Source organism: Cupriavidus nantongensis, from assembly GCF_041726985.1.
Taxonomy (GTDB): domain Bacteria; phylum Pseudomonadota; class Gammaproteobacteria; order Burkholderiales; family Burkholderiaceae; genus Cupriavidus; species Cupriavidus nantongensis_A.
This window is the reverse complement of the sequence record NZ_CP168302.1, coordinates 2211935-2231217: the sequence shown is the minus strand read 5'-3', so window position 1 is coordinate 2231217 and position 19283 is coordinate 2211935. Positions and strand designations below refer to the sequence as shown.

The 19283-nt window shown below is 70.1% G+C and carries 17 protein-coding genes; 8 read left to right on the top strand and 9 right to left on the bottom strand.

From position 1 onward, the window contains the following. Positions 1 to 10 precede the first annotated feature (10 nt). Positions 11 to 1366, bottom strand: a complete 1356-nt coding sequence (locus ACEI37_RS09770; RefSeq protein ID WP_373376521.1) for a uracil-xanthine permease family protein — start codon at positions 1364 to 1366, stop codon at positions 11 to 13. 303 nt (positions 1367 to 1669) lie between these two features. Here ACEI37_RS09770 and ACEI37_RS09765 point away from each other — a divergent pair, with 303 nt between their 5' ends. The 4 genes from ACEI37_RS09765 (at position 1670) to ACEI37_RS09750 (ending at position 4560) form a co-directional block, all read left to right on the top strand. After that, positions 1670 to 2932, top strand: a complete 1263-nt coding sequence (locus ACEI37_RS09765; protein ID WP_373376520.1) for a molybdopterin-dependent oxidoreductase — start codon at positions 1670 to 1672, stop codon at positions 2930 to 2932. 10 nt (positions 2933 to 2942) lie between these two features. Further along, positions 2943 to 3599, top strand: a complete 657-nt coding sequence (locus ACEI37_RS09760) for a c-type cytochrome (protein WP_373376519.1) — start codon at positions 2943 to 2945, stop codon at positions 3597 to 3599. 99 nt (positions 3600 to 3698) lie between these two features. Continuing rightward, positions 3699 to 4085 carry a helix-turn-helix transcriptional regulator gene (locus ACEI37_RS09755; protein ID WP_018004867.1) on the top strand — a complete coding sequence of 129 codons (387 nt, stop codon included), beginning with the start codon at positions 3699 to 3701 and terminating at the stop codon, positions 4083 to 4085. Next, complete coding sequence (locus ACEI37_RS09750; RefSeq protein ID WP_373376518.1) at positions 4075 to 4560, top strand: SRPBCC family protein; 486 nt, start codon at positions 4075 to 4077, stop codon at positions 4558 to 4560. The genes ACEI37_RS09755 and ACEI37_RS09750 overlap by 11 nt, the downstream gene beginning before the upstream one ends. 193 nt (positions 4561 to 4753) lie before the next feature. Here the strand turns inward: ACEI37_RS09750 and ACEI37_RS09745 are convergent, their stop codons facing one another. The 6 genes from ACEI37_RS09745 to ACEI37_RS09720 all read right to left on the bottom strand — a co-directional run bounded on the left by ACEI37_RS09745 (position 4754) and on the right by ACEI37_RS09720 (position 11260). Continuing rightward, on the bottom strand, positions 4754 to 5779 hold the full coding sequence (locus ACEI37_RS09745) for a porin (RefSeq protein ID WP_373377746.1): 1026 nt from the start codon (positions 5777 to 5779) through the stop codon (positions 4754 to 4756). A 55-nt stretch (positions 5780 to 5834) separates the two neighbouring features. Beyond that, on the bottom strand, positions 5835 to 6839 hold the full coding sequence (locus ACEI37_RS09740) for a Bug family tripartite tricarboxylate transporter substrate binding protein (protein ID WP_373376517.1): 1005 nt from the start codon (positions 6837 to 6839) through the stop codon (positions 5835 to 5837). A gap of 102 nt (positions 6840 to 6941) precedes the next feature. Beyond that, positions 6942 to 8087, bottom strand: a complete 1146-nt coding sequence (locus tag ACEI37_RS09735) for an acyl-CoA dehydrogenase family protein (protein WP_373376516.1) — start codon at positions 8085 to 8087, stop codon at positions 6942 to 6944. Between the two features lie 43 nt (positions 8088 to 8130). Continuing rightward, on the bottom strand, positions 8131 to 9354 hold the full coding sequence (locus ACEI37_RS09730) for an acyl-CoA dehydrogenase family protein (RefSeq protein ID WP_373376515.1): 1224 nt from the start codon (positions 9352 to 9354) through the stop codon (positions 8131 to 8133). 11 nt (positions 9355 to 9365) lie between these two features. After that, a complete protein-coding gene (locus ACEI37_RS09725; protein ID WP_373376514.1) occupies positions 9366 to 10040 on the bottom strand; it encodes an enoyl-CoA hydratase/isomerase family protein in 675 nt (224 codons plus the stop codon). Further along, positions 10037 to 11260 (bottom strand): CaiB/BaiF CoA transferase family protein, encoded by a 1224-nt coding sequence (locus ACEI37_RS09720; RefSeq protein WP_373376513.1) that lies wholly within the window; start codon positions 11258 to 11260, stop codon positions 10037 to 10039. The genes ACEI37_RS09725 and ACEI37_RS09720 overlap by 4 nt, the downstream gene beginning before the upstream one ends. Positions 11261 to 11457: 197 nt before the next feature. Between ACEI37_RS09720 and ACEI37_RS09715 the strand changes: the two genes are divergently transcribed. From ACEI37_RS09715 to ACEI37_RS09700, 4 genes are all read left to right on the top strand, one after another. After that, positions 11458 to 12390, top strand: coding sequence for a LysR family transcriptional regulator (locus tag ACEI37_RS09715; protein ID WP_252682099.1), 933 nt, complete (start codon positions 11458 to 11460; stop codon positions 12388 to 12390). Positions 12391 to 12737: 347 nt separating this feature from the next. Then, positions 12738 to 13991 carry an alkyl sulfatase dimerization domain-containing protein gene (locus tag ACEI37_RS09710; protein WP_373376512.1) on the top strand — a complete coding sequence of 418 codons (1254 nt, stop codon included), beginning with the start codon at positions 12738 to 12740 and terminating at the stop codon, positions 13989 to 13991. A gap of 51 nt (positions 13992 to 14042) precedes the next feature. After that, positions 14043 to 15035: a Bug family tripartite tricarboxylate transporter substrate binding protein gene (locus ACEI37_RS09705; protein ID WP_373376511.1), complete on the top strand. Its 993-nt coding sequence runs from the start codon at positions 14043 to 14045 to the stop codon at positions 15033 to 15035. Between the two features lie 451 nt (positions 15036 to 15486). Beyond that, positions 15487 to 17505 (top strand): alkaline phosphatase, encoded by a 2019-nt coding sequence (locus ACEI37_RS09700; RefSeq protein WP_373376510.1) that lies wholly within the window; start codon positions 15487 to 15489, stop codon positions 17503 to 17505. A gap of 10 nt (positions 17506 to 17515) precedes the next feature. Here ACEI37_RS09700 and ACEI37_RS09695 read toward each other — a convergent pair whose 3' ends face one another. Both ACEI37_RS09695 and ACEI37_RS09690 read right to left on the bottom strand, forming a co-directional pair. Then, positions 17516 to 18445, bottom strand: coding sequence for a 2-hydroxyacid dehydrogenase (locus tag ACEI37_RS09695; RefSeq protein WP_373376509.1), 930 nt, complete (start codon positions 18443 to 18445; stop codon positions 17516 to 17518). Positions 18446 to 18447: 2 nt separating this feature from the next. Then, entirely contained in the window at positions 18448 to 19230 is a 783-nt protein-coding gene (locus ACEI37_RS09690; protein ID WP_111521160.1) for a class II aldolase/adducin family protein, read from the bottom strand. Positions 19231 to 19283 lie beyond the last annotated feature (53 nt).

The following is a 19283-nucleotide window of genomic DNA, read 5'->3' as shown; positions in this document are numbered from 1 at the left end:
AGGTTCGGGGTCAGTGCGTGGCGGCGGCATCGTCGCGCGCGACCGCGCCCGTGTCAGCCGTCGCGGTCCGCAGACCCGTATGGAAAAACAGGAAGTTGAGCAGCGCCGCGGTGATGGCGCCCATCGCCACGCCATTGCCCACCAGGATGCGCAGGTTTGCCGGCAGGCCGCCATAGATGCCCGGCACCAGGATCGGCAGCAGGCCCACGGCCAGCGCCACCGCCACCACGTACATGTTGGCGTGGTCGCGCAGGTCCACCTTGCGCAGCATGTCGATGCCCATGGTGCCGACGATGCAGAACACCACCAGCCCGGTGCCGCCGACCACCGCTTCGGGAATCGCGCTGATCAGCGCCGACACCGGCACCAGCAGCCCGAACGCCACCAGGATCACGCCAGACATCGCCGTGACAAAGCGCGAGCGCACGCCGGTGGCACGCACGATGCCGATGTTCTCGCCGCTGGTGATGATCAGCGAGGTGCCGAACATCCCGCCCAGCAGCGAGGTCAGCGCGTCGGCGCGGATGGTGCGCGGCACGTCGCGCTGCTGGTCCACCGGCCGGCCCACGGCATCGCTGATCGCCAGGGTCTGGCCGGTGGCTTCCACCATCGAGATCACGGCGAACACCATCAGCGGAATCGCGGCCACCACGTCGAAGGTGGGCCAGCCGAACGGGAACGGCGTCGGCAACGCCAGCACCGGCGACATCGACACCTGGCCGAAGTGGAACGCACCGGCGAGCCCGGCCACCAGCGCACCGCCCAGCAGCCCGAGCAGGATCGCCAGCTGTGCCAGCATGCCGCTGAGCCAGCGCGACGCCGCCACGGTGCAGGCGATGGTGGCGAAGGCCAGCAGCAGGTTGAGCGGGTCGACCGCGCTGCCTGCGGCCGGATGGCCGGCGACCAGCTTGCCCGACACCTGCGCCAGGTTGATCGCCACCAGCAGCAGCATGGTGCCCACCACCACCGGCGGGAAATACCGCAGGCAGCGGCGGAACACCGGCAGCACCAGGAAGTAGAACACCCCGGTCAGGATCACCGCGCCGGCCGCGGTCTGCACGTCGGTCTGCTGGGCGATCAGGATAAACAGCACGATCGGCGCGCCGCCGGGCAGCATCACGAACGGCAGGCGCGCGCCGATGCCGCGCTTGCCCAGCGACTGCAGCAGTGTGCCCAGGCCGCAGATGACGAAGGTGGCGCTGAGCAGCTGCACCGCCAGCGCGGGCGGGAAGTTCAGCGCCTTGCTCATCAGGAAGACCGACGCGATCGGCGACGCCGCCATGACCAGTACGTGTTGAAGGCCGAAGACGAACAGGCGCCGCCATGGCAGCCGTTCATCCACCGGCGCGGGGGCGGGGTGGGACATTGCTTTGCTCCTCGTTTGGTGTGTCGGGCGTTGTGCCGGTGGCGCATCGGCCACTGGCTGCGTCTGTGCGCAATTCGCCGCAGATATTATCGGTTTCCGCTAACAAAAACGTTTTGGTAAGTGTAGGGAAACCCAATTTGCGATGCAAGCGGTTTTGTCGGCGAGGCAGCCGTGGTCTTCCCCTATATCGAATAAATCGATAACGATTAGCAGCAAAACCCGTTTCACAAGTTGATGAGGCGGCGTCAAAGTACCCGCCACAGCGCCTTGCGCGCCACAACACGCCCCCGAAGGAGACGCCCCATGCAGGCCAAGAACCGTCCGCCGCAATCTGCCGACCACGACCGGCCGCTATCCAGAAGACGCCGTTTGGTGCAGGGCGCAGGCCTGCTGGCGCTGGGCGCGTCGCCGCTGGGCGCGCTGGCCGCGCGCGCCACCGATGGCGTGACGCTGGCCGACGGACCGCGCCCGCTGGTGCGCTATCCGGGCAAGCGCGCGCTGGTGCGCGTCAGCACCCGGCCGCCGCACCTGGAGACGCCCTTCTCCGCCTTCAACGAGGGGCCGATCACCGCCAACGACGCCTTTTTCGTGCGCTACCACCTGGCCAACCTGCCGCTGTCGGTGGATCTGGCTACCTACCGCCTCAGCATCAGGGGCCACGTCGGCAAGCCACTGCAGCTGTCGCTCGAAGAACTGAAGCGGCTGGCGGAGCCGGTGCATGTCGTCGCCGTGAACCAGTGCTCGGGCAACAGCCGCGGCTTCTCCGAGCCGCGCGTGTTCGGCGCGCAACTGGCCAACGGCGCGATGGGCAATGCGCGCTGGACCGGCGTGCCGCTGCGCAAGGTGCTGGAGCATGCGGGCGTCAAGGCCGGCGCCAGGGTGGTGACCTTCAACGGCATGGACACGCCGGTGTTGCCGGGCACGCCGGACTTCCGCAAGTCGCTCGATATCGCCCATGCGATGAACGGCGAGCCGCTGCTGGCGTGGGGCATGAATGGCGAAGACCTGCCGCTGCTCAACGGCTATCCGCTCAAGCTGGTGGTGCCGGGCTACTTCGGCACCTACTGGATCAAGCACCTGCACGAGATCGAGGTGCTGGACCACCCGTTCGAAGGCCATGATGCGTTCTTCATGACCAAGGGCTACCGCGTGCCGGACAACGATTGCCAGTGCGTGGCCCCCGGCACGCCGGCGGCCAAGACGCGGCCGATCTCGACGCTGGCCGTGCGCAGCTTCATCACCAGTGTCGAAAGTGGCGGCAGGCTGCCGGCCGGCCGCGCCGTCGAACTGAAGGGCATTGCCTTCGACGGCGGCTCCGGCATTCGCACGGTCGAGGTTTCGGTCGATGGCGGGCAGAACTGGCAGGCCGCGAAGCTGGGCGAAGACCTGGGCCGGTTCTCGTTCCGCGCCTGGCACTTGCCGGTCCGGTTCGCGCGCAAGGGCCCGGCGGTGCTGATGGTGCGCGCCACCAGCAACAACGGCGAAACCCAGCCGGCCAAGGCCAACTGGAACCCCGCCGGCTATCGCCGCAATGTCATCGAAGCCACGCCGGTCACCATCGCCTGAGGAACGCGCCATGAAAGCAACCATCGCCCCCGCGCTGCTGGCGCTCGCCCTGCTCGGTGCCGGCCATGCCGGTGCCGCGCCGCAGGACATCAAGCTGCCGGCGGAGAACGTCAAGCTCAAGCCGGCAAAACTCCCCGGCTATGGCATCGCCACGCAGAAATGCGCGATCTGCCATTCGGCCGACTACGTCTCGTACCAGCCGCCCGGGCTGACGCTGGCGCAGTGGACCGCCGAGATGAAGAAGATGCAGCAGGCCTACGGCGCGCCGATCGACGACGCCGAGGTCGAGCAGCTCGGCGCTTATCTGGCGGTGGCCTACGGCTCCGCAAAAATCAAGGATCCGGAGATCGTGGCGATCGCGCAGAAAGCCGGCAAGCCGGCGGCTTCGGAGGCCCCGCCCGTGGCGACCGCCACGGCCGTGGACGTGCAGGGCCTGCTGGCGAAAAACGCCTGCCTGAGCTGCCACGGCGTGACGCAGAAAATCGTCGGCCCCGCCTATCATGAGGTCGCGGTCCGCTACAAGGGCGACACGCAGGCCCAGGCCAAGCTGGAAGCCAGCATCCGCGGCGGCAGCAGCGGCAAGTGGGGCGCGGTGCCGATGCCGCCGTTCGCCAGCCTGAAGCCGGAGGAAGTGAAGGCCCTGGCGGCCTACGTCCGCCAGCAATAGCCTCAACCGCGCCGCCCTGGCTGCAAGGCGCCCCGGCTGGTCCGGGGCGCCTTGCATTTTGGCCTTGCAAGTTCCGGCTGCCTCCTTATACTTAGCCGCATGGCTAACCATTGTGCCGAGTTTGCAGACGTGTCCCAGGCTGTCGATCTTTCTCCGCTGTCCGGCGTGTTCTACGCGCTGGCGGACCCGACCCGCCGCGCCATCGTCAGCACCCTCGGGCGCGGGCCCGAAACGGTGTCCGCGCTGGCGGCACCGTTCGCGATGGCGCTGCCCTCGTTCATGAAGCACCTGCAGGTGCTGGAGCGAAGCGGCCTGATCCGCTCGCGCAAGACGGGGCGCGTGCGCACCTGCGAACTGGTGCCGCAACCGCTGTCCGACGCGCAGCAATGGCTGGCCGACCAGCGCGCCTTATGGGAGGCCCGTACCGACCGCCTGGCGGCTTTTGTCGAAGCCCTTCACCAAGAGGAACAGTCCCATGACGAATGAAAACGCCGCCGGCCCGGAAAGCCATGACCTGGTCATCTCACGCCTGCTCAAGGCCCCGCGCGCCAAGGTCTGGCGCGCGTGGAGCGATCCGCAGCTGCTCAAGCAATGGTGGTGCCCGAAGCCGTGGACCACCGAGGTCCGGGCCTTCGACATGCGCCCCGGCGGCGCCTTCCATACCTTCATGCAAGGCCCCGATGGCGGCACCAGCGACAACCCCGGCTGCTTCCTCGAGATCGTGCCGATGGAGAAGATCGTTTCGACCTCGGCACTGGTCGCCGGGTACCGGCCCGGCACGCCATGGCTGTCGATGACCGCGGTCATCACCATGGCCGACGAGGGCGACGGCACCCGCTATATCGCGCGCGTGATGCATCCCGATGAGGCCACCCGCAAGCAGCATGAGGAGCTGGGGTTTTATGAGGGGTGGGGGATTTGCATTACGCAGCTGGAGGAGTTTGCGCAGCAGTTGAAGTAACTCGCGGTTTGCTCCCCTCTCCCGCTTGCGGGAGAGGGGCCGGGGGAGAGGGCAGGCGCTGGCATACCGACGGGCTCCACTTCGTTGATGCTCCGGCCCTCTCCCCCACCCCTCTCCCACTTCGCGGGAGAGGGGAGCGTATGCAAGCGGCGGCGCCTTTCGCTGACTCTCCCGGTTGCTACGCGCCCGCCCTTCAAAACCGGTGCCGCAACCCCACGCTCACCGATTTCGCATCATCCCCACTCCCCGGATCGATCACGATGCTGTTGTTGCTGACGCTGCCGCCGGCGCTGTTGTGCACCAGCACTGCGCGCACATAGGCCGTGGTGCGCTTGCTCAGGTCGTGGTCCCAGCCCAGCGTCACTGCCAGCGGCCGCTGGCCGCCGCCGAGGATCTGGCGCTTGAGCGCGGCGGCCTTGAAGGTGTCGCGCTGGGTCACGGCCCAACTGAAGGTCACGCCGTAGTGGCGCGCCGAGCGGGTCTCGGGCCGGTCGCTGCTGGCCGCGCTGAACAGCAGGCCGATCTCCACCGGCTTGAAGCGGTACGAGCCGCCCACAAAATGGTTCGACGTCAGCGTCGGCTCCGCCGGCACGCTGGCGCCCGAATACATCCCCTGGTAGCTGTAGAACGCATAGGCGTTGCCGGCCTCCCAGGTCGCGTTCATGCCGAAGTTCAGGCCGGAGCGCGCCGACCCCGGCACCTCGCCCGGCGCCACCGCGGCGCCGAAGCCAAAGCCGCCCCACTTGGGCGAGAAGTACTGCACCGCGTTGTCGAAGCGCGCGCCGTAGGCCACGTGCCCGGTGCCTTGCGATGCTGTCGCGCTGAGCAGGTTGAACGGCGATACCGCGCCATTCAGCAGGAACGGGTCCAGCCGCAGCAGCGCATAGAACGACGGCGTGTACTGCCGCCCCAGCCGGACTTCGCCCCAGCCGCCTGACAGGCCCAGGTAGGCCTGCCGCCCGAACAGCCGGTTGTTGCCGAAGAACTCCGTGCCGGTGTCGATATTGAAGCCCGACTCGACCAGGAAGTTGGCCTTGAGCCCGCCGCCGAGGTCTTCGATGCCGCGGATGCCCCAGCGCGATGCGGCCTGCTGGCCTTCGCGCATGCGCACCACGCTGTCCGAGCCCTTGGCGTATTCGATCGACGCGTCGACCACGCCAAACAACTGCATGGTGCCGGCCGCGGCATTGCCCGCGGCCAGGGCCACGCCCATCGCCATCCACTGTGTTGCCTTCACGCTCTCTGTCTCCCGTCCTCGTTGTTGTGTGTCTGCCCTACTTCGCCTGCAGCCCCGCCACCTTCACCACTTCGCCCCAGGCGGCCAGGTCGGCGCTGAGCAGCTTGCCGAGGTCGGCCGGGCTCGACGGCGCGGCCGGCTGCAGGTTCATCGCGGCAAACTTGGCGCGGTCGGCCGGGGTCTGCAGGATGCGGTTGACCTCGGCGTTGAGCCGCTCGACGATCGGCGCGGGCAGGCCCTTCGGTCCGAAGATGGCGACCCAGCTTGCCTGCTGGAATGGCACGCCCTGCTGCGACATGGTCGGCACGTCGGGCGCGGTCAGCAGGCGCTCCGGGCCGGACACCGCAATGCCACGGATGCGGCCGGACTTCAGGTGCGGCACCGAAGAGATGGCATCGGTAATGCCGATGGTGACGTGGCCCGCGGCCAGGTCGTTGCTGCACTGGGTCGCGGTCTTGTACGGGATGTGGCGCAGGTGGATGCCGGCCTTGGCCTTCAGGTATTCCATCGCCAGGTGGCCGCCGGAGCCGACGCCCCATGAGCAATAGGCCAGTTCCGTCTTGCTGCCTTTGGCATAGGCGATCAGCTCCTGCAGGTTGCGCACCGGCACCTCGGCGCTGACCGCCAGCAGGTTGCCGCCGGGCTGGCTGGGCCGCGCGATCGGCGTGAAATCCCTGACCGGGTCGTACGGCAGCGACGGCGTGGTCCACGGGTTCACCGTCATGGTCGCGGCATAGGTGAACAGCAGCGTGTAGCCATCGGGCGCGGCGCGCGCCACGGTCTCGCTGGCGATGATGCCGTTGGCGCCGGGGCGGTTGTCGACCACCACCGGCTGCTTCAGCCCCGCGGTCAGGCGCTCGGCCACCAGCCGCGCGGTCTGGTCGGTCACGGTGCCCGCGCCCGAAGGCAGCACCATGCGGATCGGCTTGCTGGGGTAGCTGGCCTCGGCGTGCGCGCTGGCGGCGCCCGCCAGGCTCAGCGCCGCGGCCAGGGCCGCGCGCGTGGCGCGCGCCCGGCGGGCGCCATTGTGCTGGCTGCTCATATTGCTGTCTCCGTTGCGGCGCATTGGCCGCGCATGCCGGTACGTTGCCGGCGTGTCGTTTGCGGGCGCGCCGGCTGGCCCGGGCGCCCGCGCTGAACCGGCTCAGGCCTGCGCCTGCGCCGCGTGATCGAGTGCCGCCAGCCGCTCGTAGTGCCAGTCGGCATCGCCGAACAGGTTGGCGTGTGCCGCCAGGCGCTTGTAGCAATGGCCGACTTCCACCTCGTCGGTCATGCCGACGGCGCCGTGCAGCTGCACCGCGTCCTCGCCCAGCGCGCGCCCGGCCTCCGAGACAAAGGCCTTGGCATGCGAGACCGCGCGCATGCGCGCCAGCGCATCGCCCTGCAGCGCGTCGGCCGCGGCCTCGGTGATGGCGCGCGCCTGCTCGACGCTGACGTACAGGTCCACCAGCCGGTGCCGGATCACCTGGCTCGCTGTCAACGGCCGGCCGAACTGCTCGCGCGTCGCCAGGTAGTCGCGGGTCAGCTCGAAGGCGCGCGACATGGTGCCGACGGCCTCGGCGCAGGCCATCACGGTGGCGCGGTCGATGGCGGCCTCCACCAGCGGCCAGGCGCCGTCGCGCGCGCCGATGCGCGCGCTGTCGGGCACCACGGTGCGGCGCAGCGTCACGCTGGCGGTCTGGCGGCCGTCGTAGGTGGGCAGCGCCTCGACGCTGACGCCGCGCGTATCCGCCGGCACGGCGAACAGGGTCAGGCCATGGCGCTCGCGGCGCTGGCCGCCGGTGCGCGCCAGCACCAGCAGCAGGCTGGCGCTGCCGCCGCCCAGCACGAGCGTCTTGCGGCCGTCCAGCGTCCATTGCCCGGGGGCGTGGGCGTGCGCGGTGGTGCTGATATCGAAGGCGTCATAACGCCCCTGCGTTTCCCAGGCGGCCAGCGCCAGCATCGCGCCGCCCTCTGCCATTGCCGCCGCGGCGGCAGCATGCGCGGGATCGCCGCAGGCGGCCAGCAGCGGCGCGCACAGCGCGGCATTGGCCAGCCACGGCTCCGCGGGCTGGGCCCGGCCCAGTTCTTCCGCCAGCAGCGCCTGGTCGGTGGCGTCGCCCAGGCCGCCGCAGGCTTCCGGCAAACCCAGCGCCAGCCAGCCCATGTCGGCAAACGCCCGCCAATGCGTGCGCGAAAAGCCATCAGGCTCGGCCAGCGCGGCGCGGCGCTGCTCGAAGCCGTAGCCGCGTTCGACATAGCGCCGCACGCTGTCGCGCAGCATGCGGCGATCGTCCGTTGCATCGCTCATCTGTTCGTTTCCTTGTGCAGAGATTGCAGCCACCGTGGCCGCGCTACAGGCCCAGCACCTGCTTGGCCAGCAGCTCGTGCTGGATCTCGCTGGAGCCGCCGGCGATGGTGTAGCCGCGCGTGACAAAGCGGCGCGCCGAGGCTGCCGCGGCGTAGGCGGACTGGCCCGGTGGCGGCACCGCCGGCTCGAAATGCGCGGCACGGTCATAGGCCAGCGTGTCCGGACCGAGCGCGTCGACCGCCAGGTTCTCGATGTCCTGGATCAGCCGGCTGCCCAGCAGCTTGAGCATGCCGGTCTCGGGCCCCAGCGCCTGGCCTGCGCGCGCCTGCCGGCGAAAGCGCAGCACGGTGGCCGCCAACGCTTCCAGACGCACCTCCAGCGCGCGCAGCCGGCGCGCAAACCACGGCCGCTGCAGCAGCGGCTGGCCGCCCTCCTCCAGCTCCGCGCCGATGGCGCGCACCTTGGCCAGGCGGCGGCGGTTCTCGGCCACGCGCGCCAGGTTCAGCCGCTCGTGCTCGAGCAGCGACTTGGCGATGGACCAGCCGGCGTTCTCGTCGCCGACGCGGTTTTCCACCGGCACCTCCACCTCGTCGAAGAACACCTGGTTGAACAGGTGCCAGCCATGGATGCCGACCAGCGGCCGCACGCTCACGCCGGGGCTGCGCATGTCGATCAGCAGGAAGCTGATGCCCTGCTGCGCGCGCGCCTCGGTATCGGTGCGCACCAGGCAGAAGATCCAGTCGGCGTACTGCGCGTACGAGGTCCAGATCTTGCTGCCGCTGACCACGTAGACCTCGCTGCCGTCGGGCCGGGTCTTGCGCACCGCGCGCGTCTTCAGCGAAGCCAGGTCCGAGCCGGCGTTGGGCTCGGAATAGCCCTGGCACCACCAGTGCTCCTGGTTCAGCATGCGCGGCAGGAAATACTGCTGCTGCGCCGGCGTGCCGTAGCGGATCAGGATCGGCCCGATCATCTCGAGGGTGATGCCGCCGCTCTCCGGCGCGTGCGCCAGCACCAGTTCTTCCTGGAACACGGCGCGGCGCTCGGCGCTCCAGTCGCAGCCCTGCCAGGCCGCCGGCCAGTGCGGCACCAGCCAGCCGCGCTCGGCCAGCCGGTGCTGCCAGTCGACCAGCTCCTGCTTGCTGACTTCCAGCCCGAGGCGGACCTTCTCGCGCACGGCATGCGGCAGCGCGCGCGCGACGAACGCGCGCACCTCGCCGCGGAAGGCCTGCAGCGAGGCCTCGTCGTCGTGGATAAGGGAATCGGTCATGGTGTCTGCCTTCATGCGTTACTGGCGCGCGCAACGGAGGCCGCGCGCATGCCGCCCTTGATCGCCGCCACGCCTTCGGCCGGAAAGCCGCCGATAGTGGCAGCCAGCCCGCGCGCGCGGTCCAGCACCTGCGCGTCGTCGACCATCTCGGTGGCGATGCCCAGGCGCAGCAGCTCGGGCGCGGGCACGCGGTCGCCCAGCAGGCACAGGCGCGCGGCCACGGCTTCCGCATGGCGCAGCGCCAGCCACTCGGCATTTCGCGGCGCGGCCATGCCCAGGCGGATCTCGCCGATCTGCAGGAACGCGCCGGCGCCGCACACCAGCAAGTCGCCGGCCAGCGCCAGCGCCGCGCCGCCGTTGATGGCATGGCGCTCGAGCGCCACCACCCAGGCCTTGCGGCTGTGCCGCAGGCCCTGGTGCACGCGCTCCCACACCGGCGCGAACGCCGCCAGCCCGCCCGCTTCGGCCTGCAGCGCCTGCAGGTCCAGGCCGGAACAGAAGCCGCCGTCGGCGCCGCGCAGCAGCACCGCGCGCACGCTGTCGTCGGCGGCCAGGGTCTCGATCGCGTCGCCGAGCGCGCGCGCCAGCGCCATGTCGATGGCGTTGCGGCGCTCGGGGCGGTTCAGCACCAACTCGGCCCAGCCGGCGTGGCGCTGCAGCAGGACGGCAGGTTGCGGTGCGTTCATGCCGCCTCCTGCGCGACGTGTTCCATGCCGATGTGGCCGGCACGCGCCATGGCGTCGATCTCCGCGACGCCGTAGCCCAGTTCTGCCAGCACCTCGGCGGTATGCTGGCCCAGCCGCGGCACCGCGGGCACGCCGCCGGCGGGCAGGCCGGCCATGGTGAACGGCAGTCCGGGCAATTCCAGCCGGCCGCCCTCGCCGTCGTCGACAGGCCGCAGGATGCCGCTGGCGCGCACATCGGCGCTGGCGCTGACCTGGTGGTAGTCGCGCACCACGCCCACCACCACCTGGTGGCGTTCGAGCAGCGCGCGTGCGGCATCGCCGCTCAGGTGGCGCATGGCGTCGTGCAAGATCGACAGCAGCGCCGCACGGTTCTGCACCCGCAGTGCGTTGCTGGCAAAGCGCGCGTCGTGCGCCAGCGCCGGCTGGCCGATGGCTTCGCACAGGCGCGCCCAGTGTTCGTCGAGATAGGCCGATAGCACGATATGCCCGTCGGCCACCGCGATCACGTCGGCTGCGGGCGCCGCCTTGGGCTGACTGTTGCCGCTGCGCACCGGCAGCGCGCCGGAGCACTGGTACTCGGCCCACAGCTGCGCCTGCAGCTGCACGCCCACCGACAGCAGCGAGGTCTCGATGGTCTCGCCGGCGCCGGTGCGCTCGCGCCGGAACAGCGCCGCCAGGATGGCGTTTCCGGCGGCCAACGCCGTGGCCGCGTCGATCAGCGCAAAGCCAGCCTTGAGCGGCTGCCCGCCGGCCTCGCCGGTGACCGACATCATGCCGCTCTCCGCCTGCGCGGCGATATCCAGCCCGGGACGCGTGCGCGACGGCCCGCGCGTGCCGAAGCCGCTGATCGAGGCGTGGATCAGGCCGGGACGCGCGGCGCGCAGCGTGGCGGCGTCCAGCCCCAGCGCTTCCATCACGCCAGCGCGGGTGTTGTGCAGCACCACGTCGCTGGCCAGCGCCAGCCGCCGCGCCGCATCCAGCCCGCCGGGCGTGCGCAGGTCCAGCGCGATGCCGCGCTTGCCGCGGTTGTAGGCCAGGAACATCGGGCTTTGCGGGCTGGTGCCGTCAAAGCGCCGCGCACTGTCGCCGCGCAGCGCTTCCACCTTGACCACGTCCGCGCCCAGGTCGGCCAGCATCATGGCCGCGCCCGGCGCCGCGATGAACTGCCCGAACTCCGCTACGCGTATGCCTGCCAGCGGCAGGTCTTGCCGGATTGCCATGCGGTTTCACTCCCCGAAGAAGCCGGCGCGGCCGGCGGTTGGCGTCGATGTGCAGCGATCATGCGTTAGCACCGCGCCTCACGGCAGATGCCAAAACGGCTGCGGTGCAAACCATGGGTTAGCACCCCGGGTTATCCCGAACGCGGCGGATTGCCGCTATGCTGGGCGCCCTGGCCATCGCCTGAACGGGACCCTCCATGCGCCTGAACCAACTGCAGGACTTCATCGCCGTGGCCGAGCACGGCAGCATCCGCGCCGGCGCGCGCGCCCGCGACGTGTCGGCGCCGGCACTCACCAAAAGCATCCGCCAGCTCGAGGAAGAGCTGCATGTGCCGCTGCTGACCCGCACCACCCGCGGCGTGGTGCTGTCGCGCTATGGCGAGGCCTTCCTGCGGCGTGCGCGCCTGATCGCCACTGAGGCGCGCAAGGCCAGCGACGAGATGCGCCAGATGCTGGGCGCGCGCAACGGCGTGGTGCGCGTGGGCGCCACCGGCGGCCCGGCGCACCTGCTGCTGCCGGCGGTGCTGACGCGCTTCCGGGCCCAGCATCCGGACGTGCTGGTCTGCATCGACAGCGGCGTCTACCCGATGCACCTGGACGACCTGCGCGCGGGCGTGATGGACATGGCGGTCAGCCCGGTGCCGGACGAGGGCATCGAGCGCGAGTTCACCTGCGAGCCGCTCTACAACAACGATTCGGTGGTGGTGGCGCACCGCGAGCACCCGCTTAGGCATGCGCGCCGCCTGCACGAGCTGGTGGGCTCGGACTGGGTGCTGACCGGCCAGCGCATGCAGGGCCCGGGCGCGGCCATCCTCGATGCCTTTCGCGAGCACGACCTGCCGCTGCCGCGCGTGGCGGTGCGCTGCGACACCATCGGCATGATCCAGTCGCTGCTGCAGGACCGCCACCTGCTGTGCATGCTGCCGCGCCAGCTGGTGCCGGGCCAGCTCGCCGCCGCCGGGCTGGTGCCCTTGCCGATCGAAGACCGGCTGCCCAGCCACCGCGTCAGCCTGATCTACCGCGCCGATTCGCCGATGACGCCGGTCGCCGCGCAATTTGCCACGCAGCTGCGGCGCGAAGTGCACTACCTGACTCATCTGCCCGACAGCCCGCTGCGCCGTCCCGCCTGAGCGCTAATGCTTAACGACCGTCGTTCCCGCGCAGGCGGGAACCCGGTGACTTTCAAAGACGCTGGATTCCCGCCTGCGCGGGAATGACGGTAGTGATTGGTCCCTTAACTGAACGGCATTTCCCGCCTGGCGCGCGTTACCGCAGCGCGCGGCTGCCGGGAACTGCCAGTAGCGGCGTGGTGCTAACCAGCGGTTTACACCTGAAATTCCCGAACCGCCTGCGCGCCGCGCCGGCGTTGGCTTTGCGGCCGGTGCGCCGGGGCGCGGCGGGATTTTCCCCAATCCCTGCGCGGCGCCTTCTTGCCCGACAGTGGCGCTGGAGAACAACGGACCGCAGGGAGGCAAGCATGCAGGACATCGAAGACCGGCCGTCGGCGCTGGTCACGGGCACGGGGATCGACAGCGCCGGCGACGGCGTCTGGCTGCTGCACGGGCAGGGCCAGAGCTTCGTTGCCGATATCGGCGACGGCCTGCTGGTGGTCGACAGCGGCCCCGGCGGGCGCGTCACGCGGGGCATGATCGAGGCGCTGCGCACGCAGACCAGCCTGCCGGTGCTGGCGATCTGCTACAGCCACGGCCACCTGGGCTACAACGCCGGCCTGCAGCAATGGCTGGACCACGCCGCCGCGCGCGGCGAGCCCGCGCCGCGCGTTTTGGCCCACGTCAACGTGCTGGCGCGCCAGGCGCGCTACCGCGAGACCGAGCGCATGCAGCAGCGCATGGCCGAGATCCAGTTCCGCCAGCCGGCCGGCGCGCTGGCGGGCAAGCTGGCCCACTTCGCCCCCACGGAGACCTTTGCCGATGGCCTGACGCTGGGCTACGGCGAGCGCCGCGCGGAAATCCTGTGGGCGCCGTCCGAGACCGACGACGCCGTGGCGGTCTGGCTGCCCGGTCGGCGCGTGCTCTACGGCGGCCCGGCAGTAATCGACTCGATCCCCAACATCGGCACGCCGTTCCGCACCATGCGCGACACCGTGCGCTGGGCCGATACGCTGGAACGCCTGGCGGCGCTGCAGCCGCTGGCAGTCGTGCGCGAGTTCGGCGCCACCGTGCAGGGCGAGGCGGAATGCCAGCGCGTGCTGGGCGAAACCGCGCGCGCCCTGCGCTGGCTGCGCGCCGAGGTGGTGCGGCTGATGAACGCGGGCTGCAACGAGCGCCAGATGCTGGCCGCGCTGCAGCCGCCGGATGCGTTGTTCGACCAGCCCTGGATGCGGCCCACGTACGGCGACCCCAGCTATATCGCGCGCGACATCTACCGCTCCGAGAACGGCTGGTGGGACCGCAACGCGACCACGCTGCACCCGGCGCCGCCGCAGCAGGCCGCAGCGGAGATCGCCGCCGCCGTGGCCGACCACGGCGCGCTGCTGCGCCACGCGCAGGCGCTGGCCGAGCGTGGCGAGACGCAACTGGCCCTGCATGTGGTCGACGTGCTGGCGCTGGCGCCGGACGAAACCCCGAGCGTGCGCGAGGCGCGCCGGCTCAAGGCGGCGTGGCTGCGCCAGCGCGCCACGCAGGTGCGCAGCTATGTGTCGCGCAGCCTGTACGGCGCGGCCGCCGACGCGCTGGAGAGCGAGGCGGCGGACAACTTCGGCCTGCACTAGGGAGACATCATGAAGGACACCGTGCCTCGCACAAGCCTTGCAGCCCCGGCCATGCTGCAGCCCGATCCACGCCGGCGCGCGCTGCTGCGCGGGGTCGCAGCCCTCGGCCTGGGCGCCACGGCAGGCCCCCTTTACGCCGGCAACGGCTGGCCGGCGCGGCCGATCCGGCTGGTGGTGCCGACACCGCCGGGCGGCGGCACCGACCTGTTCGCGCGCACGCTGGCGGCATCGCTGGGCCAGGCGCTGGGCCAGACCATCGTGGTCGACAACAAGCCGGGCGCGAACGGCATCATCGGCAACGATGCCGTGGCCAAGGCCAGCCCCGACGGCTACACGCTGCTGTTCACCTACGCCGCCACCGTGGTGATCAACCAGACCTTGCAGCCCAAATTGCCGTATGACGGCCTGCGCGACCTGGTGCCGGTGGCCCAGATCGGCGCGGGCGGCAATTTCCTGGTGGTGACGCCGGATGTCCCCGCGCGCACGCTCAAGGAATTCGTCGCCTATGTGCTCAAGCGCGCGGATGGCTGCGACTACGGCTCATGGGGCATCGGTTCGGGCGGGCATCTGACCATGGAAGCGCTGCGGATGCAGACTGGCATGAAGCTGCGCCACGTGCCGTACAAGGGCGTGGCGCCGATCCTGGCCGACCTGCAGGGCGGCGTGATCAAGGCGGCCTTCGTCGATACCTCGTCGTCGCTGCCGCTGATCCGCGCCGGCAAGCTGCGCGCGCTGGCGGTCAGCGGCACGCGCCGCGCCCCGGCGACGCCGGAGGTGCCGACCATGACCGAGCAGGGCTATCCGTTCGACACCGACAGCTGGTATGGCCTGTTCGCGCCCGCCGGCACCAGCGCCGCGATCGTGCAGCGGCTCAATGCCGAGGTAAGCCGGCTGCTGGCGAACGCGGCCATGCGGGAGCGCTTCCTGCAGCTGAACATGGGCATGGCCCCGCCGAAAACTCCGGAACAGTTCGCGCAGACCGTGCGCGCGGATGTGGGGGTGTGGGGCAAGGTGATACGGGCCAACAATATCAGCGTCGACTGAAGCCGGGGACAAGCACGAAGGCCGGCGCGCTGTGGAAGCGCGTGCCCTCTCCCCCAGCCCCTCTCCCGCAAGCGGGCGAGGGGAGCAAACCCGCAGCGTCATCAACTGCCTCGGGCTTTTCAACTCCTGCTTGTGTACTCCCTCTCCCGCTTGCGGGAGAGGGTTGGGGAGAGGGCCGGAGTCTCGACGAAGTCCCAGGCCTGCGGTATGCCACCGCCTGCCCCCTCACCCGTCCCCGCTGGCGCGCCGCGCTGCCGTGAGGCGCCGCCGCCGCCAGCCAGTCGACTTCTTCCTATACCCATGTCGGAACTTCACCGACAGCGCGCGCCCTACCCAGCCACTAGTATCGATTCAGAAAAACAGCACGCCCCACGAAGACCCGGTGCCGCAAGCGGCATCCGGGCATGGCTGCGCGCTGCATGGAGACCGCAACAACAGAAGGAGGAGCGCCATGGACCGCCGCCAGTTTCTCAAGTGGGGGAGTTTCCTGACCGTTACCGTTGCCACCGGCGGGCTCAGCGCCTGCGGCGGTGGCGATGACGACCCGGCGCCGGAACCGGATGCCGGCAATCCCGAGAACTTCAACTTCGTGCACGGCGTGGCCTCGGGCGACCCGCGTCCCGACAGCGTGATCGTGTGGACGCGCGTGGAAGGCAGCAACGGCAGGCGCCCGGTGGTGGTGCGGCTGCAGGTGTCGACCCAGCAGGATTTCGCGCCGCCTACGCTGCTGGTCAACCAGCCGCTGATGGCGCTGCCGGACTGGGACTACACCATCCGCAACAAGGTCACGGGCCTGAGCCCGGGCACGCGCTACTTCTACCGCTTCCTGCTGGGCAACCGCCCCAGCACCACCGGCCGCACGCGCACTGCGGCCGCGGCGGGCACCCCGCTGGCGCAGCTGCGCTTCGCCTTTGTCAGCTGCCAGGACTGGAATGCCAACCACTGGGCCGGCATGGAAGAGCTGGTGCAGCAGGATCTGGACTTTATCGTCCATGTCGGCGACTACATCTACGAGGCCGTGCCGGGCGGCTCGCGCACCGGCAACGTCGAGGACCGCCACACCGTGCTGCAGCTGCCCAACGGTACCGTGCTGCCGGATGGCAGCGTCTACGCCACCACGCTCGACGACTACCGCTACCTGTACCGCAGCTACCGCAGCGACGCGCGCCTGCAGGCGCTGCATGCGGCCTTCCCGATGATCGCGATCTGGGACGACCACGAGTTCTCGGACAACTGCTGGCAGGACCGCCAGACCTACAACATCACCGACGACCAGACCCCGCGCACCGCGCGCCGGCGCGCGGCCAGCCAGGCCTGGTTCGAGTTCATGCCGGCCGACGTGACGCTGGACCAGAACAACCCGTCGTTCCAGAACATACAGATCTACCGCGCCTTCACCTTCGGCAATCTCGCCACGCTGCTGATGACCGACGAGCGCCTGTACCGCGCGGACCATATCATTCCCGAGGCCTCGGTCGGCCGCTCGATCGGCAGCCTGTATTTCGTGCCGACGGCAACGCTGGCCGCGGCCGAGGCGCAGAAGATCGCGGCCGCCGGCAACGCGCTGACACCGGTGTCGATGCTGGGCGACACCCAGCGCGCCTGGTGGCAGGACCGCATCGGCGCCGACGCCACCACCTGGAAGCTGTGGGGCAACCAGCTGTCGCTTCTGCGCATGCAGATCGACGTGCCGCTGGCGGTGGCGCGGCTGATCGCGCGGGCGCTGGTGGCGGCCAACAACGCACTGGCTGCGCTCGAGACCGCGATCGCCAACGCGCTCGCCGACGACCTGCGCGCCGCGCGCACCGCGGGAACCTATGTCAACCTGGCCTATACCGCGCTGCGCAACGTGCTGGTGCAGGCCGGCATCGACAGCGCCGCGTTCGACGCCAACATCAAGCCGGTGATCGAAGCGCGGCTGCCGGCGGTGACGCTGCTCGAGCGCTTTATCCTCAATGCCGACCAGTGGGACGGCTTCAATGCCGAACGCAAGAACCTGATGGCGTTCCTGAAGACCAACGGCATCCGCAACGTGGTGGCGCTGAGCGGCGATATCCACGCCTTCTTCGGCGGACAGGTGATGGACGACTACGATGCCGCGGCCCCGGCGCCGGTGATGGTGGACCTGGTCACGGCCGGGCTGTCAAGCAACACGCTGCTCAGCTCCTTCCGCACCGTGGTCGATACCGACGCGGCCTTTGCCGCGCTGCGCGAGCTGATCTACAGCAACGTCGGCGGCACGATCGTCAATACCTTCGATGCCACGCTGCGCGCCTTCAACCCGTGGCTGCGCCATGCCGACACCAATGCCGAGGGCTATGCGCTGGTCACGCTGACGCCGCAGAAGCTGAGCTGCACCTTCCACACCATGAAGCCGCTCGCGGGCGGCACGGCGCCGGCGCAGCCGGCAACCGCCGGCACGCGCTTGCTTGAAGTAGCGGCAGGCACGGCCGACGTGACTGTGACCTAGGGACCGTGACCTAGTACCCGGCCTGCCGGTCCACCAGGTTCCGCAGCGCGCGCCCCTCGCGCGCGCGCCGCAGGTTGTCGAGGCATTGGCGGGCCACCAGCGGGTACGACGGATCGGCCGCGATATGCGGCGTGGCCTCGATGCGCGGATGGTTCCAGACCGGGTCGTCAGCTGCCGGCGGTTCCTTGGCGAACACGTCCAGCGCGGCGCCCGCCAGGTGGCCTTCGTCAATCAGCGCGACCAGGTCGGGCTCGACCACGTGTTCGCCGCGGCCGACGTTGATCAGGTAGGCGCCCCGTGGCAGCCGCGACAAGGTGCGCCGGTCGAGCAGCCCCTCGGTGCGCGGCGTCAGCGGCAGCGTGCAGACCAGGATATCGCTCTGCGCCAGCATGGCGTCGAGGCCGTCGTCGCCGGTGAAATCCGTGACGCCCGGCAGGTGCTTGGCGGCACGGCTCCAGCCGCTGACGGGGTAACCGATGGCGGCGAACATGCGCGCCACTTCGCTGCCGATTTCGCCCAGCCCCAGCACGCCGACGCGGCACTGCGCCGCATCGCGCCCCGCGTGGCGCTTCCATTCGCCGCGGCGCTGCTGCTCGGCGTAGAGGCCCAGCGCGCGGGTATGGCGCAGCGCCATCGCCAGCACGAAGCGGGCGATGCCGGCCTGCTGGCCGGGATCGACGATGCGCGTCACCGGGATGTGCGCGGGCAGGTCGGGCGCGGCCAGCAGCTTGTCGACGCCGGCGGTGGCGGCGCATACCAGCCGCAGGTTGGGATAGGCCGGCACCACGCCGGGCTTCAGGCCCCACGCGATGATAGCCTCGACCTGTTCCGCGACGGCGGCCTCGCGGCCGTTCCACACGGTGATGTCGGGCGCCGCCTCGCGCAGCAGCGCGGTGATGGGAACCGCCATGAACGACGGCAGGTGGACGAGGATGGCCATGGTCAGTTGCGGTAGTCGGGGTTGATGCGGTCGAGGCGGCGCAGCAGCCCCGGCCAGGCCAGGTTGGAGCCCTTGCCCTTGGTGGCCTGGCGCGCCTGCTGGCCCATGTTGGCGCTGGCGGCCTCCGGCACCCGCGTCAGCGCCGTGCCGCCGCTTTGCGCCAGGATCTGGATGCGGCACGCCGACTCCAGCGTGTACATCGTCAGGAACGCATCCGCCACCGTGCGCCCGCACGTGAGCAGGCCGTGGTTGCGCAGGATCATCTGCTTGCAGCGGCCCAGGTCGGCCACCAGCCGCGCCTTCTCGTCCTCGCGCAGCGCTACGCCTTCATAGTCGTGGTAGGCCAGTCCGGTCAGCGCGAACATCGCTTGCTGCGAGATCGGCAGCAGCCCGTCCTGCTGCGCGGACACGGCGACGCCGTGCGCGGTATGCGTGTGCATCACGCAGCCGACTTCGGGGCGCGCCTCGTGCACGGCGCTGTGAATGATGAAGCCGGCCGGGTTGACGTCATACGGCGTGTCCAGCACGGGCTCGCCGTGGTGGTCCACCTTGACCAGGCTGGAGGCCGTGATCTCGTCGAACATCATGCCGTACGGGTTGATCAGGAACTGGTCCGGCGCATCCGGCACGCGCGCCGAGATATGGGTGAAGATCAGGTCGTCCCAGCCGAAGTGGGCCACCAGCCGGTACGCGGCCGCCAGATCGACGCGCATCTGCCATTCGGCGTCGGAGACGCGTTCTTTTACGGATTCGTTTGCGGCTTCGACGAGCTGGACTTGCGCCATGTGCGGCCTCCCGGGGGCATGTGAGTGAGTCATTGAACCGCTGCATTGTCCCG

Bases quoted from the DNA above. Each gene is read 5' to 3' on its own strand.
- ACEI37_RS09770 (WP_373376521.1), bottom strand. From the start codon at position 1,366: ATGTCCCACCCCGCCCCCGCGCCGGTGGATGAACGGCTGCCATGGCGG.
- ACEI37_RS09765 (WP_373376520.1), top strand. From the start codon at position 1,670: ATGCAGGCCAAGAACCGTCCGCCGCAATCTGCCGACCACGACCGGCCG.
- ACEI37_RS09760 (WP_373376519.1), top strand. From the start codon at position 2,943: ATGAAAGCAACCATCGCCCCCGCGCTGCTGGCGCTCGCCCTGCTCGGT.
- ACEI37_RS09755 (WP_018004867.1), top strand. From the start codon at position 3,699: ATGGCTAACCATTGTGCCGAGTTTGCAGACGTGTCCCAGGCTGTCGAT.
- ACEI37_RS09750 (WP_373376518.1), top strand. From the start codon at position 4,075: ATGACGAATGAAAACGCCGCCGGCCCGGAAAGCCATGACCTGGTCATC.
- ACEI37_RS09745 (WP_373377746.1), bottom strand. From the start codon at position 5,779: ATGGCGATGGGCGTGGCCCTGGCCGCGGGCAATGCCGCGGCCGGCACC.
- ACEI37_RS09740 (WP_373376517.1), bottom strand. From the start codon at position 6,839: ATGAGCAGCCAGCACAATGGCGCCCGCCGGGCGCGCGCCACGCGCGCG.
- ACEI37_RS09735 (WP_373376516.1), bottom strand. From the start codon at position 8,087: ATGAGCGATGCAACGGACGATCGCCGCATGCTGCGCGACAGCGTGCGG.
- ACEI37_RS09730 (WP_373376515.1), bottom strand. From the start codon at position 9,354: ATGACCGATTCCCTTATCCACGACGACGAGGCCTCGCTGCAGGCCTTC.
- ACEI37_RS09725 (WP_373376514.1), bottom strand. From the start codon at position 10,040: ATGAACGCACCGCAACCTGCCGTCCTGCTGCAGCGCCACGCCGGCTGG.
- ACEI37_RS09720 (WP_373376513.1), bottom strand. From the start codon at position 11,260: ATGGCAATCCGGCAAGACCTGCCGCTGGCAGGCATACGCGTAGCGGAG.
- ACEI37_RS09715 (WP_252682099.1), top strand. From the start codon at position 11,458: ATGCGCCTGAACCAACTGCAGGACTTCATCGCCGTGGCCGAGCACGGC.
- ACEI37_RS09710 (WP_373376512.1), top strand. From the start codon at position 12,738: ATGCAGGACATCGAAGACCGGCCGTCGGCGCTGGTCACGGGCACGGGG.
- ACEI37_RS09705 (WP_373376511.1), top strand. From the start codon at position 14,043: ATGCTGCAGCCCGATCCACGCCGGCGCGCGCTGCTGCGCGGGGTCGCA.
- ACEI37_RS09700 (WP_373376510.1), top strand. From the start codon at position 15,487: ATGGACCGCCGCCAGTTTCTCAAGTGGGGGAGTTTCCTGACCGTTACC.
- ACEI37_RS09695 (WP_373376509.1), bottom strand. From the start codon at position 18,445: ATGGCCATCCTCGTCCACCTGCCGTCGTTCATGGCGGTTCCCATCACC.
- ACEI37_RS09690 (WP_111521160.1), bottom strand. From the start codon at position 19,230: ATGGCGCAAGTCCAGCTCGTCGAAGCCGCAAACGAATCCGTAAAAGAA.